Annotated in this window: 13 protein-coding genes and 1 pseudogene; 5 read left to right on the top strand and 9 right to left on the bottom strand. The window is 72.0% G+C overall.

The annotated features are described in order from the left end of the window. Positions 1-125 precede the first annotated feature (125 nt). Positions 126-1,607: an MFS transporter gene (locus OOK07_RS02315; RefSeq protein ID WP_266676365.1), complete on the top strand. Its 1,482-nt coding sequence runs from the start codon at positions 126-128 to the stop codon at positions 1,605-1,607. After that, entirely contained in the window at positions 1,604-2,209 is a 606-nt protein-coding gene (locus tag OOK07_RS02310; protein ID WP_266794819.1) for a TetR/AcrR family transcriptional regulator, read from the top strand. The genes OOK07_RS02315 and OOK07_RS02310 overlap by 4 nt, the downstream gene beginning before the upstream one ends. Here OOK07_RS02310 and OOK07_RS02305 read toward each other — a convergent pair. Continuing rightward, positions 2,178-2,806, bottom strand: a pseudogene (locus OOK07_RS02305) (alpha/beta fold hydrolase); the annotation flags it as partial. The gene OOK07_RS02310 and the pseudogene OOK07_RS02305 overlap by 32 nt on opposite strands. A gap of 39 nt (positions 2,807-2,845) precedes the next feature. Between OOK07_RS02305 and OOK07_RS02300 the strand changes: the two are divergent. Continuing rightward, the gene (locus OOK07_RS02300) at positions 2,846-3,829 is read left to right on the top strand and encodes an aldo/keto reductase (RefSeq protein WP_266794818.1); all 984 of its coding nucleotides are present in this window, start codon (positions 2,846-2,848) and stop codon (positions 3,827-3,829) included. 15 nt (positions 3,830-3,844) lie between these two features. On the opposite strand, the gene OOK07_RS02295 is transcribed toward OOK07_RS02300, so the two are convergent. Continuing rightward, a complete protein-coding gene (locus tag OOK07_RS02295) occupies positions 3,845-4,195 on the bottom strand; it encodes a hypothetical protein (protein ID WP_266794817.1) in 351 nt (116 codons plus the stop codon). Positions 4,196-4,356: 161 nt separating this feature from the next. Between OOK07_RS02295 and OOK07_RS02290 the strand changes: the two genes are divergently transcribed. Beyond that, positions 4,357-4,854, top strand: coding sequence for a DUF6328 family protein (locus OOK07_RS02290; protein ID WP_266794816.1), 498 nt, complete (start codon positions 4,357-4,359; stop codon positions 4,852-4,854). Here the strand turns inward: OOK07_RS02290 and OOK07_RS02285 are convergent. From OOK07_RS02285 to OOK07_RS02275, 3 genes are all read right to left on the bottom strand, one after another. Then, complete coding sequence (locus OOK07_RS02285) at positions 4,778-5,485, bottom strand: DUF2238 domain-containing protein (RefSeq protein WP_266794815.1); 708 nt, start codon at positions 5,483-5,485, stop codon at positions 4,778-4,780. The genes OOK07_RS02290 and OOK07_RS02285 overlap by 77 nt on opposite strands. Positions 5,486-5,574: 89 nt before the next feature. Further along, positions 5,575-6,591, bottom strand: coding sequence for a hypothetical protein (locus tag OOK07_RS02280; RefSeq protein ID WP_266794814.1), 1,017 nt, complete (start codon positions 6,589-6,591; stop codon positions 5,575-5,577). 97 nt (positions 6,592-6,688) lie between these two features. Next, on the bottom strand, positions 6,689-7,660 hold the full coding sequence (locus OOK07_RS02275; protein ID WP_266794813.1) for an LLM class F420-dependent oxidoreductase: 972 nt from the start codon (positions 7,658-7,660) through the stop codon (positions 6,689-6,691). Positions 7,661-7,735: 75 nt separating this feature from the next. Here OOK07_RS02275 and OOK07_RS02270 point away from each other — a divergent pair, with 75 nt between their 5' ends. Next, positions 7,736-9,181, top strand: coding sequence for a serine hydrolase domain-containing protein (locus OOK07_RS02270; protein ID WP_266794812.1), 1,446 nt, complete (start codon positions 7,736-7,738; stop codon positions 9,179-9,181). Here the strand turns inward: OOK07_RS02270 and OOK07_RS02265 are convergent. The 4 genes from OOK07_RS02265 to OOK07_RS02250 form a co-directional block, all read right to left on the bottom strand. Then, positions 9,173-10,816, bottom strand: a complete 1,644-nt coding sequence (locus tag OOK07_RS02265) for a protein kinase domain-containing protein (protein WP_266794811.1) — start codon at positions 10,814-10,816, stop codon at positions 9,173-9,175. The two genes, OOK07_RS02270 and OOK07_RS02265, sit on opposite strands and share 9 nt — an antisense overlap. Positions 10,817-11,000: 184 nt before the next feature. Next, a complete protein-coding gene (locus OOK07_RS02260) occupies positions 11,001-11,960 on the bottom strand; it encodes a threonine/serine dehydratase family protein (protein WP_266794810.1) in 960 nt (319 codons plus the stop codon). A 131-nt stretch (positions 11,961-12,091) separates the two neighbouring features. Continuing rightward, positions 12,092-13,129 (bottom strand): polyprenyl synthetase family protein, encoded by a 1,038-nt coding sequence (locus OOK07_RS02255; protein ID WP_266794809.1) that lies wholly within the window; start codon positions 13,127-13,129, stop codon positions 12,092-12,094. After that, positions 13,126-14,166: a tetratricopeptide repeat protein gene (locus OOK07_RS02250; protein ID WP_266794808.1), complete on the bottom strand. Its 1,041-nt coding sequence runs from the start codon at positions 14,164-14,166 to the stop codon at positions 13,126-13,128. Before OOK07_RS02250 ends, OOK07_RS02255 begins: the two co-directional genes overlap by 4 nt. Positions 14,167-14,277: the final 111 nt, after the last annotated feature.

The following is a 14,277-nucleotide window of genomic DNA, read 5'->3' as shown; positions in this document are numbered from 1 at the left end:
CGCACCCGCCCCGCCCCAGCGCGCGCCGCCCTCCGCGTCCGGTCCGCTCTTGGGTGAATGGCCATTCACCGGCTAAGGTGAATAGCCATTCACCCGTTTCTTTCCGCGCCGCCGATGGAGTGCCGATGGACCAGCCGGGCCCGATACCCCGCACCCCGGAAGCGGGAGGCCTGCGCGACCGGCTCGCCATTCCGGTGCTGGCGTTCGGCGGCATCCTCATGGCCGTCATGCAGACCGTCGTCGTACCGCTCCTGCCCGACCTGCCCCGGCTGACCAACTCCTCGCCCGGCGCGGTGTCCTGGATGGTCACGGCGACCCTGCTGTCGGGTGCGGTGCTCACCCCCGTGCTGGGCCGGGCCGGCGACATGTACGGCAAGCGCAGGGTGCTGACGGCGGCCCTCGTCCTGATGACCGCCGGCTCGGTGATGTGCGCCCTGTCGTCCGACATCGTCGTACTCATCACGGCCCGCGCGTTGCAGGGCGCCGCCGCCGCCGTGGTGCCGTTGTCGATCAGCATCCTGCGCGACGAACTGCCCCCGGAACGCCGGGGCTCCGCGGTCGCCCTGATGAGCTCCACCGTCGGCATCGGCGCCGCCCTGGGCCTGCCGCTGGCCGCCCTGGTCGTGCAGTACGCCGACTGGCACACCATGTTCTGGCTGACCAGCGGCCTCGGTGCGCTCGGCGTGACGGCCGTGTGGTGGGTGGTCAAGGAGTCGCCGGTGCGCGAGCCGGGCCGGTTCGACGTGGTGGGCGCGCTGGCGCTGGCCGCCGGACTGGTGTGCCTCCTGCTCGGGGTGTCGCAGGGCGGCCAGTGGGGCTGGGGGAGCCCGCGGGTCCTGGGACTGTTCGCCGCCTCCGGCGTCGTCATGGCGCTGTGGTGGTGGCAGCAACTGCGCACCGAACGGCCGCTGGTCGACCTGCGGCTGGTCGCACGGCCCCGCGTCGGCCTGTCCCACGTGGCGGCACTGCTCACCGGGTTCGCCTTCTACGCCAACTCCCTGGTGACGGCCCAGCTCGTGCAGGCGCCGAAGGCCACCGGGTACGGGCTCGGCCTTTCGATCGTGGAGACCGGCCTGTGCCTGCTGCCCGGCGGCGTCACCATGCTGGTGTTCTCGCCCCTCTCGGCCCGGATCTCCGCGTCCCGCGGCCCGCGGATCACGCTCGCCCTCGGGGCCGCGGTGATCGCCTGCGGCTACGCGGTGCGCATCGCCGACAGCCGCGACCTGTGGATGATCATCCTGGGTGCGACGGTGGTGTCGACCGGTACCACTCTCGCCTACTCGGCCCTGCCCACCCTGATCCTGCACGCCGTCCCGGCCGAGCAGACCGCCTCCGCCAACGGCGTCAACGTCCTGATGCGCACGATCGGCCAGGCCGTCTCCAGCGCCGCCGTGGCCGCCGTCCTGGTACACCACACGAGCCTGGTCGGCGGGGCCCTCGTGCCCACCCTGCACGGCTATCTGCTCGCCTTCGGGATCGCCGGCGTGATCGCCCTGGCGGCCGGCGCCGCGGCCCTGACGATTCCCGGCGACCCGCCGACGGGCGGGACACGCCGGGCCCGCGGCCGCACCCGGGACAGCCGCGACGAGGCCCTGGAGGGAGCATGAGTGCCGTGAGCACTCCTCCCACCGACTCCGCGCCCGCCCGCAGGGACGCCGCGGCGACCAAGGCGGCCATCCTCAAGGCGGCCCGCCATCTGCTGGCCCGGCACGCCCACGCCGACATCACGCTCAAGGCCATCGCCGAACGCGCCGGTGTGAGCCCGCCGCTGATCCTGAAGTACTTCGGCAACAAGGACACCCTCTTCGCCCGCGTCATGTCCTTCGAGACCGACGCCGACGCCCTGCTGGACGCCCCGCTGGACCGGCTCGGCCGGCACATGGTGCGGCACGTGCTGGTCAGCCAGTCGCAGCAGGGTGCCGATCCCGTCCTGCGGATCGTGTTCGCCCCTCTGCAGGGCGCCCAGGGCGACATCCTGCGCGCCAACTTCCGCACCCAGGTGACCCACCGCCTCGCCGAGCGCCTCGACGGCCGCGACGCGGGCCTGCGGGCGGAGCTGGCCGTCGCCAACCTGCTCGGCCTGGGCGTGATGTACGGCATCGCGCGCGGCACGCAAGTGCGGGCTGCCGCGCTGGAGGAGGTCGTGGACCGGTGCGCGCCCGCGGTACAGGCGCACCTCACTCCAGGCGGAGGAATCCAGCCGTCGTAGCCACGAACCGCCCGGGGTCGTCGAGCCACGGAAAGTGACCGGCGCCGGCTGCACCACGAACTCGGCCCTCGGGAAGAGCCCGGCGAACTCGGTCACCGCAGGCGGCGAGTTGAGATCGAACTGCCCCGCCAGCACGTACACCGGCGCCTCGAACCGTGCCAGTGCCGCACGGACGGCTCCCGGGTCGAAGGCCTCTTCGGCGCCGAAGACCGCCGCGGCCTCCTCGTTGCGCTGCTCGCCACCTGCGACATGGTGTGCCTGGGCCGCCGTCTCCCAACGGCAGTACAGGAAAGGCGCGATGGCCTCCCGGCTGCCGGCCGTCGCCCGGCCGGCGGTGATCGCCGCCAGCGCGGCGAACGCCTCCGCGAACCACGGTTCGTCGCGGCGAAGCAGCGCCGTCTCACGCCGCACCTCCCCGGGGACGGTGATCCCGACGGCCGTCGCGCTCGGCGTGATCAGCGCGAGCCGGCGGACGCGCTCCGGGTGACGGACCGCGTACAGCACCGCCTGATTGGTGCCGGCCGAGTGCCCGAGCAGATCCACCGCGTCGAGCCCCAGGTGCTCGCGCAGGGCTTCCACGTCGTCGACCAGACGGTCAGTTCCGCGTAAGGGCGTGACGGATGCCAGACTGACGCCATGGACGAGCGCACATTCGGTAGGTCGGGTCAGCACGCATCCGTCGTCGGTCTCGGGACGTGGCAGCTGGGCGCCGACTGGGGAGACGTCGACGACAAGGAAGCCCTGGCGGTGCTGGAGGCGGCGGCCGAGTCGGGGGTGACCTTCTTCGACACCGCCGACGTGTACGGCGACGGGCGCAGTGAGCAGACCATCGCGGCGTTCCTCGCCGGCCGGCCGGACCTGCATGTGCTGGTGGCCACGAAGATGGGCCGCCGCGTCGACCAGATCCCGGAGAACTACGTCCTCGACAACTTCCGTGCCTGGAACGACCGCTCGCGGCGCAACCTCGGCGTCGACCGCATCGACCTCGTACAGCTGCACTGCCCGCCCACGCCCGTCTACTCCTCGGACGAGGTGTTCGACGCCCTCGACATCCTGGTCGAGGAGGAGCGCATCGCCGCGTACGGCGTCAGCGTGGAGACCTGCGCGGAGGCGCTGACCGCGATCGCCCGCCCGAACGTGGCGAGCGTGCAGATCATCCTCAACGCCTTCCGCATGAAGCCGCTGCGCGAGGTCCTGCCGGCCGCCCAGGAGGCCGGCGTCGGCATCATCGCCCGGGTCCCGCTGGCCTCCGGCCTGCTGTCGGGCAAGTACACCAAGGCCACCGTCTTCCCCGAGAACGACCACCGCACCTACAACCGGCACGGCGAGGCCTTCGACGTGGGCGAGACCTTCTCCGGCGTGGACTACACGACGGGTGTCGAGGCCGCCGCCGAGTTCTCCGCGCTTGCCCCCGAGGGATACACCCCGGCCCAGCTCGCCCTGCGCTGGATCGTCGAGCAGCCGGGAGTGACCACCGTGATCCCCGGCGCCCGCTCGCCCGAGCAGGCCCGCGCCAACGCGGCCGCGGCCAGGCTCCCGCAGCCCGGCGGCGCAACACTCACCGCGATCCGGGACCTCTACGACCGCCGGATCAAGGACCAGGTGGAAGCCCGCTGGTAGCGGCGAAGGACCCGCTCACGGCTCCAGGAGCAGTTGCCACTCCTGTTCCTGGTCGCCGGAGACCGAGCCCTGGTCCTGGGCCGTGAAGGTGTGGAGGAGCGTTTCGCGTGCCGTCGACACCGCCTGCGGCGAGCCCTGGACGGTGAGTGTCACCGCACCGGACAGATGGCAGGTGACGGCGGGACCGGACCTGGGCGCCGGAGCGGGCGAATCGTGCTCGAACCTCGCTGTGTGGACCGTGACGCCGTCGTCGGAGGGCGGCCCCTCCCGCGCCGTCCCGAAAGCGGGCTCCAGGGCCCGTACCACCGCGCGCGCGTCAGCGGTGGTGCCGCCGCTGACGGTGATCGTCAGTTCAGTGCCGGACATGGGTGTCGGACTCCTCACGGGATCGTCGTACGCCGTGCGTTCCGGGTAACCGCCTGGTGATCGCCCAAACGGTTCCCGATTCCCGCGCGGCGCGGTCAATCGTGCGCGAACAGGGAACCCGGGCAGGGAAGACATCCGGGGCAACGGAGCCGGGAGGAAGCGTGCCGGCCACGAAAAGCGGTGGAGACCTGAACGAGTGGGGGCGCAACGAGACCAAGGAGGAGAGAGCCGACCGGAAGTGGAGCGACCTGATCCAGGAGGTCAGGGTCGCCCAGACCGGTGTGCAGATCCTGTTCGGTTTCCTGCTCACCGTCGTGTTCCAGCAGAAGTACGCCACGCTGTCGGACACCGACAAGACCATCTACATCGTCACGGTCGTCCTGGGCGCCGCCACGACCGGCGCACTCATCGGGCCGGTCTCGCTGCACCGCGTGGTGGCCGGGCGGCGGGTCAAGACGGCGGCCGTCGAATGGGCCTCGCGGATGACCTTCGCCGGCCTGGTGCTCCTGCTCGCCACCATGTCCTCCTCGCTCCTGCTGGTCCTTCGGGTCGCGACCCACAACGCGGCCGTGCCCTGGATCGTCACGGGAGTCGTCGCGTGGTACCTGCTGTGCTGGGTCGTGGTGCCGCTGTGGACGCTGCACCGCCACACGGAATGAGGCCCAGGGCGTGGAGCTGCCGGTCGTGCAGCCGGGAGAGCACCAGCACCGAGACCGTGGCACCGATCAGCGCGCAGAACATGTCCCACTGCGTGTCCCACACATCGCCCTGAGTGGCCAGGAACGCGTCCGCGGAATGCCCGCCGATCACCGCGGCCAGCCACTCCAGCATCTCGAAGACGGCCGAGAAGGCGAGGCACGCGCACACCGTCAGCGGACCCAGCCAGCGACTGCCCCGCAGCGGTGAAGTGCGGCTGAGCAGTTCCCGCACCAGCACCGCCGGGACGAAACCCTGCATGAGATGCCCGAAGCGGTCGTACGGATTGCGGTCCAGGCCGAACGTGTCCCGCACCCAGTCGCCCAGGGGCACCTGCGCGTAGGTGTAGTGGCCGCCCACCGCCAGGACGAGCGCGTGCACGGCCAGCAGACAGCACAGCAGGTTCGTCATCGGGAAGCGCCGCCGGGTGAGCAACACCAGCGGCAGCCCCACCAGCACCCACACCGTCTCCAGGAACCAGGTCGTGCGATCGTGCGGGGCCCAGGCCGACACCGCCAGCCCGGCGACCACGACGACGGCGAGGGCGGCCGGCAGCTGCCGTCGCGGGACGGCCGAGTGCACAACAGCAGTCATGGGGGCTCCTTCTGGTAGGAGCCCCCATGCTGGCCGGGCGGGTGGACGGCGGCATGAGTACGGCTACTCAGCGCCGCCCGTGGGGACCCTCAGCCCTTGGCCCCGCGCAGCGCGGTCAGACATGTGGCGATGGCCTGCTGAAGTTCCTCCAGCCGCTGGACCATGTCGTCCTCGACGAACTCCTGGACATCGTCGAAGGTCAACTCCTCGAACGCCTTCGTCGCCTTCTGCAGGCTGCCGTAGAACTTCGTCCGCCGTTCCTGGACGCGCAGTTCGGGATCGGCCTCCACCGTCTCGGCGACGAGGGACTTCAGGGAGTCGTAGGCCTCGGTGGCCCACTCGCCGGTGTCCTCGTCGTCTTCGAGCTCGTCAATCAGCGACAGGTGCCGCTCGGCCTCCTGGCGCAGGTCGACCGGCGCGTCGATGGTCTGCCCCGCCGGAGTCCTGACCTGGCCCGACTCGGCGATCTGGCGCACGTAACCGATCCGGTCGGCCGACCTGCTCTCGCTGGCGACGGCCTTCTTCAGGTCGTCCGTGCGGACGACGTCCCGGGCCAACTCGGCCTGCAGATCCGGGTCTTCACGGACCCGGTCGAGGAGTGCCTGGCGCGCCGCGCGGGCGGTGGAGGGGTCGGCGAGGATCGCGGCCCGCAGCGCGGTCGGGTTCTCGGCGACCTCCAGTGCCTTGGTGGGCCGGATACCCTCCGCCTCGGCCGCCTCGGCGATGGCGGTGCCGCGCTCGGAGGTGGCGCTGTTGCGGGAGACGTAGTAGCCCAGCCACACGTCGGCATCCGGCAGTTCCACCTCCTGGCCCGGCGCCAGTGCCTCGAAGTGCGGCACGAGACCGTCGTCGGCCGCCCGGTCCCAGGCCTTGTAGTAGCGCATGACGCGCTCCGGAGAGCAGCCGGCCAGGTCCGCGAACTCCTTCGCGGACACCTTCGGCGTCTCCTCCGAGCCCTGACCGCCGGGCCGTACGCTGCGGGCCACCATCAGGCCGAAGGCCCAGCCTCCGGTGCGCGCGTAGACGCCGAACTCACGCGCGTCGCGCGCCACGAGGTCGGACAGCGGCGCGGGGGACGTCTCGGACGGGTCGATCGCCAGTGTCACCGATGACTCTCCTGTGCAAAGCTGGTCGGACTGCGGAGGTGCAGACCGGCAGCCTATTGCACCCTTTGACGGGCCTCGGTCGCCGGCGTCGACGGCCTCAGCCGAAGGCGTCCCGCAGTGCCGGCAGCAGCGTCTTCTCCGCCCAGTCCAGATACGCGGGTTGTGACTCGCCGCCGATCTGCACGAGGGCGATCTCGCCGAATCCCGCATCCGCGTAGGGGCGCACGGCCTCGACGAAGTCCTCGGGGTCGTCGCCGCAGGGGATCGACGCCGCCACGTCGTCGGGAGTGACGAACTGGGTCGCCGACTGGAACGAATCGGGGTGCGGCAGCTCGGAGTTGACCTTCCAGCCGTTGCCGAACCAGCGGAACTGGTCGTGCGCGCGCCGCACGGCCGTGTCCCGGTCCGGGTCGTAGCAGACCGGCAGCTGGCCCACGCGCGGCTTGCCCTCGCCGCCGTGCCGGTCGAACGCCTTCAGCAGCCCGGCCTCGGGCTCCGTGGCGATGACCAGATCGGCCAGCCTGCCCGCGAGCGCGCAGGACTGCTCGCCGGAGACGGCGATGCCGATGGGCGGCGGCTGGTCCGGTAGGTCCCACAGCCGGGCCGACTCCACGTCGAAGTGCGTGCCGCGACGGTTGACATGGCCGCCCTCGAACAGCGCCCGGATGATCTCCACCGCCTCCTCAAGCATCTCGTGACGTACGTCGGCCGCCGGCCAACCACCGCCCACCACATGCTCGTTGAGGTTCTCGCCGGAGCCGAGCCCGAGCCGGAACCGCCCCTCGGACAGCAGCTGCACCGTCGCCGCCTTCTGTGCGACGACCGCCGGGTGGTAGCGGACGGTCGGACAGGTCACGTAGGTCATCAGCGGAATGCGCGAGGTCGCCTGTGCCGCCGCGCCCAGCACGCTCCACGCGTACGGCGAGTGACCCTGTGGGCGCAGCCACGGAAAGTAGTGGTCCGAAGTCACCGAGAAGTCGAAGCCCGCCTCCTCGGCCCGCACCACATGGTCGACCAGCTCACGGGGGCCGGCCTGCTCGGTCATCATCGTGTATCCGATTTGCGCCATAACCACCGAGTCCCCCGGGCCGGCGACGGAAAACAGCCTCTCGATTCACGCCGGATCACCGGGGAGGATGCCCTCATGAGTGCCCGCCCGCTGCCCTCCAGCACCCCCGCCGCCCAGGGCGTCGACGCCGCCGGCGTCCACGCCTTCCTCGACGCCCTCGAAGCCGCCCCCGGCATCGAACCCCACAGCCTGATGGTCATGAGGCACGGACACCTCGTCGCCTCCGGCTGGTGGGCCCCGTACACCCCCGAACGTCCGCACCTGTTGTACTCCCTCAGCAAGAGCTTCACGGCGACGGCCGCAGGGATCGCCCTGGCCGAGGGGCTGCTCCGGCTCGACGACCCGGTGATCTCTTACTTCCCGGAGTTCGAGGCCGACATCACCGACCCGCGCAGCCGCGCGATGCTGGTGCGGCACGTGGCCTCCATGGCCAGCGGCCACGAGACCGAGACCCTCGACCGGGCGCTCGCCACCGACCGCGCGGACATGGCCCGCGGCTTCCTGCTGCTGCCGCCGGAGCGGGACCCCGGGACCGTCTTCGCCTACAACCAGCCCACGACGTACACCCTTGCCGCGATCGTGCAGCGCGTCACGGGGCAGTCGCTGACCGCCTACCTCGGCCCGCGCCTGCTGGAGCCGCTCGGCATCGGCCGGACGGCCTGGACTCGCGACCGGGCCGGCCGTGAACTGGGCTTCAGCGGGCTGCACGCCACCACCGACGCCATCGCCCGGCTCGGGCAGCTGTATCTGCAGGACGGGGTGTGGGACGGCGAACGGCTGCTCCCGGAGGGGTGGGTGGCCGAGGCCACCCGCCTGCACATCGCCAACGGCGACGGTACGGCCGGGGGAGCATGGCCGGACTGGCAGCGGGGCTACGGCCTCCAGTTCTGGAAGTCCCGGCACGGCTACCGCGGCGACGGCGCGTACGGCCAGTTCTGCCTGGTGCTGCCCGAGCACGACGCGGTGATCGCGACGACCGCGGCGACCGAACAGATGCAGGAAGTGCTCAATCTGGTCTGGGAGCACCTGCTGCCCGCCTTCGGGCCCGAGCCGCTCCCCGACCGGCGGGACGAGGACGCCGTCCTGCGGGAACGGCTGGCGCGACTCGCGCTGCCTCCGGCGCCGGGCAAGTCCGCACCGCCCGAGGGGCAGCAGAACTGGTCCGGCGCCGAGTTCACCCCGTACGGCGGTGTGTGCGCGGACCAGCCGAAGCTGACCGGTCTCGCCGTGACGGCGGACGCGGGCGGCTGGGCACTGCGGCTCACCGAGGACGGACACGACCTGGACCTGCGGGTCGGGGAGGACGGATGGACCGTCACCGACGAGCCGTTGCCCACCGCGGTGAGCGGCGGATGGGCCGACGCGGACACTCTCGCCGCCGACATCGTGTTCCTGGAGACACCGCACCGCCTGACCCTGGCCTGCTCACTGCCCGACCGGACGTTCACGGTCCGGTGGCACACGACTCCGTTGGGCGGCACGCCGCTGCGCGAGATGCGGGCGCCCGGCAGCTCAGCCTGACGATGACCGGAAGGTCCGCAGGAAGGTGTCCAGGGCCTGCCGGTTCGCGGAGTCGTTCCAGTCGGCGGCCGGAGTCGTCCAGCGCAGCGAGAAGCTGCGGCCGCCGCCGAGCAGGAAGCCGCGTCCGAAGGTGCGCACTTGTGTGCCGTCGACGTCGGAGAGCCACTCCATGTCGGCGGCCTTGTGGCCCTGGTACGTCGTCGCCCTGATCTCGCCGATCCGCTGGAAGCCGTCGTCCTTCGCCAGCTCGGGCTCGACGTCGTCGCGCCAGACGGCGACGGGGTCGGGGCCCGCGACGGTGCTGTAGGTGACCGCGAGGGTGCGGGGATCGTCGTCCGCCCCGAAGGTGACGCGGTACGACAGGTCACGGACTCGCGAGGTCCGCACCCGTGTCCAGTCCTTGGGGAGGGCCACGGAGAAGCCCTCGGGGGCGGTGTAGCGCTGGAAGCCCGCCGGCAGCGCGGTGGCCGGAGGGGAGGGCGAGGGCGTCGGTGGGGGCGTCGGTGACGCCGTGGCCGTGGCAGCCGTTGCCGGGGGCGGTGCGGGCGCTGTCGAGTGCCGGCCGTCGGGGCGGCTGTCCGGTGCGGTCGCGGACGCGGTGGCGGACGCCGGCGGCGGGGGCGCGGCGCCGGCCGGGGACGTACCGGTGCCGGGCAGCCGGCCGGTGACGGCGAGCGCCGCGCCCGCCACGGTGACGACGGCCAGGGCGGTCCCCAAGGCCATGGTGCGTCTGCTCCACCCCGGGCCGACATGACAGGCGGCGGCGTAGACACCGCGCAGCCGGGCCCGCGGCAGGGTTGCGGTCGTTGTGTCTGGGTCCTCGGTGAGGACGCGGGTGAGGGACTCGCGGACCACCTGCCGGGTCAGCCGCTCCCTGGAGTTCTTCCGCAGCAGGCCCTGCACCGTCTGGGTGAGCGGCCCCGCCCGCACCGGAGTGCGCAGCGGCAGCCGGTCCACGCCCTTCAGTGTCGCCTCGGGCCGGTCCCGGTCCCTGAAGGGCGGACGGCCCTCGACCATCGTGTAGAGGATCGCGCCGAGCGCCCACAGGTCTGCCGCGGGCCCGATGCGCTCGTCACGGGCCTGTTCGGGGGAGGCGTACGACGGCGCGGTGAGCCGCGGTGCCAGGGTCGCGCCGGCCAGTCCGAAGCCGGTGACCACGACCGAACCCCGGTCCTGCACGAAGACCTGGCCCGGGCTGAGTTCGCCGTGGGTGATGCCCTCGCGGTGCGCCGCCTCCAGCACGTCGAGCAGCTCCAGACCGATACGCGCCGCCCGCACGTAGTTGAACGTGCCCTGCTGGGCGATGAGTTCGCCCAGGGAGGTGCCGTCGATCCAGTCGGTGACGACCCACAGGTCACCGCCCTGCTCCACGGTGTCGACGACCGTCGCGACCGCGCCCGGGCACATCAGCCCCATGGTCTCGGACATGCGGATGATGCGGGCGGTCGTACGGGGCGCGGCCTCACCGTCGGGGTCGTCCGGGAGCGCGATCTGGGTGAGGAGATGGGCACGCCCGACGTTGACGTCCTTGCCGTACCAGCAGACCCGGTTCGTCTCACGTTGGACGACATCGACGAGCCGGTACCTTCCAGCGACCAACTCGTGCGTGAAGACATGCGCCTTGACCATGCTCATCCCTCGTCGAACCGCTGGGTCTCACCTTTCACAGAGGTACGGGGAGCGCGACGGGGTGTGTTCAAAGGATCCACAAATCATTGGCGGCCGCGGCCATTTGTTTACGCGCGGTGGGGCAACTTCACGAAAGCCCCCTTTGGCTGACCGGAATTCAAACGGAGTGCTTTCCGGACGGGCCGCGGACTCAGCGCAGCCCGAAGCGTTCCGCCCAGTCCATGACGTCGCCGGTCGTCGCGTTGCCCCCGCACACGACCAGACCCAGCCGAGCGCCCTCGCCGACCCGCTCCAGGACCCGCCGAGCCGCGGGCAGCAGACAGCCGGCCGCGGGTTCGGCCCATACCTTGGCGTGCCCGGCCAGGTCGAGCGTGCCCTGCACCGCCTCGCGGTCCGGCACCACGAGCACCTCCTGGACCAGCGCGGAGACATGGTCGTAGGTCAGTTGGGAGACGGCCGGCGCGCTGAGCGTGGACACGATGGAGGACAGGGCGACCGGCACAGGGCCGCCCGCCGCGAGCGCCTCCGACATGGCCTCGGCACCCTCGGTCTCCACACCCCAGATCCGCACGTCCGGCCGCCGGTCCCGCAGCGCCGCCGCGACACCGGAGATCAGTCCGCCGCCGCCGACACTGACGAGGACGTCGGTGAGGTCACCCGCGTCCGCGGCCAGCTCCAGGCCGACGGTGCCCTGGCCGGCGACGACCACCGGATCGTCGAAGGGGTGCACCGGCGTCAGCCCCTCCTCCCGCAGCCGCGTCGCGAGCGCGAACGCCCCGGCCATGCCGTCGGTCAGCCGCACCGACGCACCGGCTGCCTCCGCGATCTCGACCGACCGCGCGGGCGCCGAGCGCGGCATGACCACCGTGGCCTTCACATGGAGGGCCGCGGCCATGACCGCGAGGGCGATCCCGTGATTGCCGCCGCTGACCGCCAGGACTCCGGCGGCCCGCTCGCCGGCGCTCAGCGACAGCAGCTTGGCCGTGGCCCCGCGGGACTTGAACGAGCCGGTGCGCTGGAGCAGTTCGAGCTTGACCGTCACCGGAGCGCCGAGCAGCGAGGTCAGCCCCGGGCTCGGCAGCGTCGGAGTACGCACCACGTGTTCGGCGATGTGCTCGGCCGCGGCTTCGACCTCGGAGATCCCGATCAAGACAGCCACCTTTCCCGCACGGGCGCGACGACCCGCACCGCGTCGACCCTTGCGTGCGAGACGGCCTGGGTCAAACGGATTCGGGCCGGGGGCCAAACGGATTCGGAGCGGCGGAGGAGGGCGGCGTTCTCTCAGACGTCCCGACGCACCAGATACCCCAGCAGCGACCGCAGCTCGTCCATCGCTCCCGTCTCCAGGGCCACCTCGGCAAGAGCCGTCTCCACCGCGGCGATGTGGTGCCGTGTCTCGGCCAGTGCCGCCGACCGGCCTCCCAGCGCATCGATCAGCGTGGCCGCCTTCTCGGGGTCCCCGCCCGCGGCCAGGAGCGCCGCGAGCCGCCGGGCCCCGGGGCCGTCGGAGTCGAGCGCGGCCAGGACCGGGAACGTCTTCTTCCGTTCCCGGAGATCGCCGTGCACGGGCTTGCCGGTGACCGCGGGGTCGCCCCAGATCCCCAGGACGTCGTCGACGATCTGGAAGGCGATCCCGAGGTGGCGCCCGGCACGGTCGAGGGCGTCGACGACCGAGGGCGCGGCGCCGCCGAGCAGGGCGCCGAGCGCCGCCCCGCAGCCCAGCAGCGAGCCCGTCTTGTGCCCGGCCATCGCCCGGTACTCCTCCGGGCGCACCCGCTGCGGTCCCGTCCATGGACGGTCGGCGAACAGCAGGTCGTCCGCCTGACCGCGCACCAGGTCACCCAGCGCCACCGACAGCACCCGCACGGCCTGCGGGCCGGCCGGCGCCGCGGCGAGGGTCTCGACGGCCAGTGCGAACAGGGCGTCGCCCGCGAGGACCGCGGGACCGGTGCCGTAGGCCTTCCACACGGTGGGCCGGCGCCGCCGGGCCGCGTCGCCGTCCATGATGTCGTCGTGGAGGAGGGAGAAGGTGTGCACCAGCTCCACCGCGACCGCCGCGGGTACGCCCGCCCACCCGGGTGCGCCCGCCGCCTCGGCCCCGAGCACGGCCAATGCCTGCCGCACACCCTTCCCGCCGGACGCGACGGTCGGCGCACCGCCCACCTCGCACCAGCCGAAGGAGTACGCCGACATCTCACCCACCCAGGGATGCATCCGCGCGACGGCCTCCACCAGCGCGGGCCGCACCAACTCGCGGCAGCGGTCGAGGACGTGAGGAGCGTCGACGGGCGCCCGCAGCACCGTAGGAAGGGCCGTCACCGTACGACCTCCGCCACGATGCCGAACTCCTCCTGCGCCCGGGCCACCATCTCCCGTGCGTGTCGTAGCCCGATCCGTTCCAACTCGCGGGCCAGAGCGGTGAGTTCGGCAGCCGTCTCTGTTCGGTCGCGGCCCAGCCTGGCCAGGGACTTGGCCAGCCCCAGCCGCGCCAGTGCCTCCCCGCGCGGCTCGCTCATCGCGCGGAACTCCTCGAGCGCCTGCTCGTACAGGTCACGGGACTCGGCGTAACGTCCCGCCCGGTACAGGACGTTGCCGCGCATCTTGTGGTTGTAGGCCAGCGCGCTGGACAGTTTCATCGCACGGCACGTGGTCTCCGCCTCGGACAGCAGCGCGAGCGCCCGCTCGACGTCCTTGTCCCGCACGGACACGATGTCGGCCAGCCCGCGCAGCGCCCAGGCGTGACCGCGCCGGTCGTCGGCGCCCGCGGCTATCTGGGCCGCCTCCTCGAACAGGGCGTACGCCGTGTCGTACTCACCCGTGTTGCGGTGGATCTGCGCGATGCCCTCAAGCGCCCACACCGTGTGGCGTGCCTCGCCGCGCCGCCGGGCCTCGGCCAGCAACTGCTCGTGCAGCCTGCGTACGGCCTCGTAGTCGCCCTGGATGCGGCCGGTCTCGGCAAGTCCCGCGAGTGAGTAGCCGCGTACGACGACGTCGCCGCCCTGTTCGCCGAGTTCGGCCGCGAGCCCCAGCAGCCGCCAGGCCAGCGGGAAGGCGCTCCGCTGCCGGGCCAGGGTGCCGCCGCTCCACAGCGCCCACGCCATCGCCGCGGTGTCCCCGGCCTCCCGCGCCGCGCGGTAACTCGCCTTCCATGCCCGCTCGGCGTCCCCGACCTGTCCCAGCCTGCGGTGCGCCTCGGCGACCGCGAGTCCGGAGCGGGCCGCCTCTCCCTGCTTACCGGCCTGCTCGGCAGCTCTCAACTCCCGTGTGCCGGCGGCCAGTACGTCGGTCAGCGAGGAGTTCACGGAGAGAGTGGTGAGGGCGCCCTGGTACTCCGGGGCGAATGCCTTGCCGTACATGGATCCCTTTCGGTCCGTATACACAGCATCTCTACGCGTTGTGTATACATGTCGGGTACACATGCCGTGTATACATGGCGTGTATAGAGCTTCGAAAATGGGCCCTGGCCC

The sequence above is a fragment of the Streptomyces sp. NBC_00078 genome, from assembly GCF_026343335.1.
GTDB lineage: Bacteria > Actinomycetota > Actinomycetes > Streptomycetales > Streptomycetaceae > Streptomyces.
Note: the sequence above shows the minus strand (reverse complement) of the source record. Positions and strands in the feature narration are given on the sequence as shown.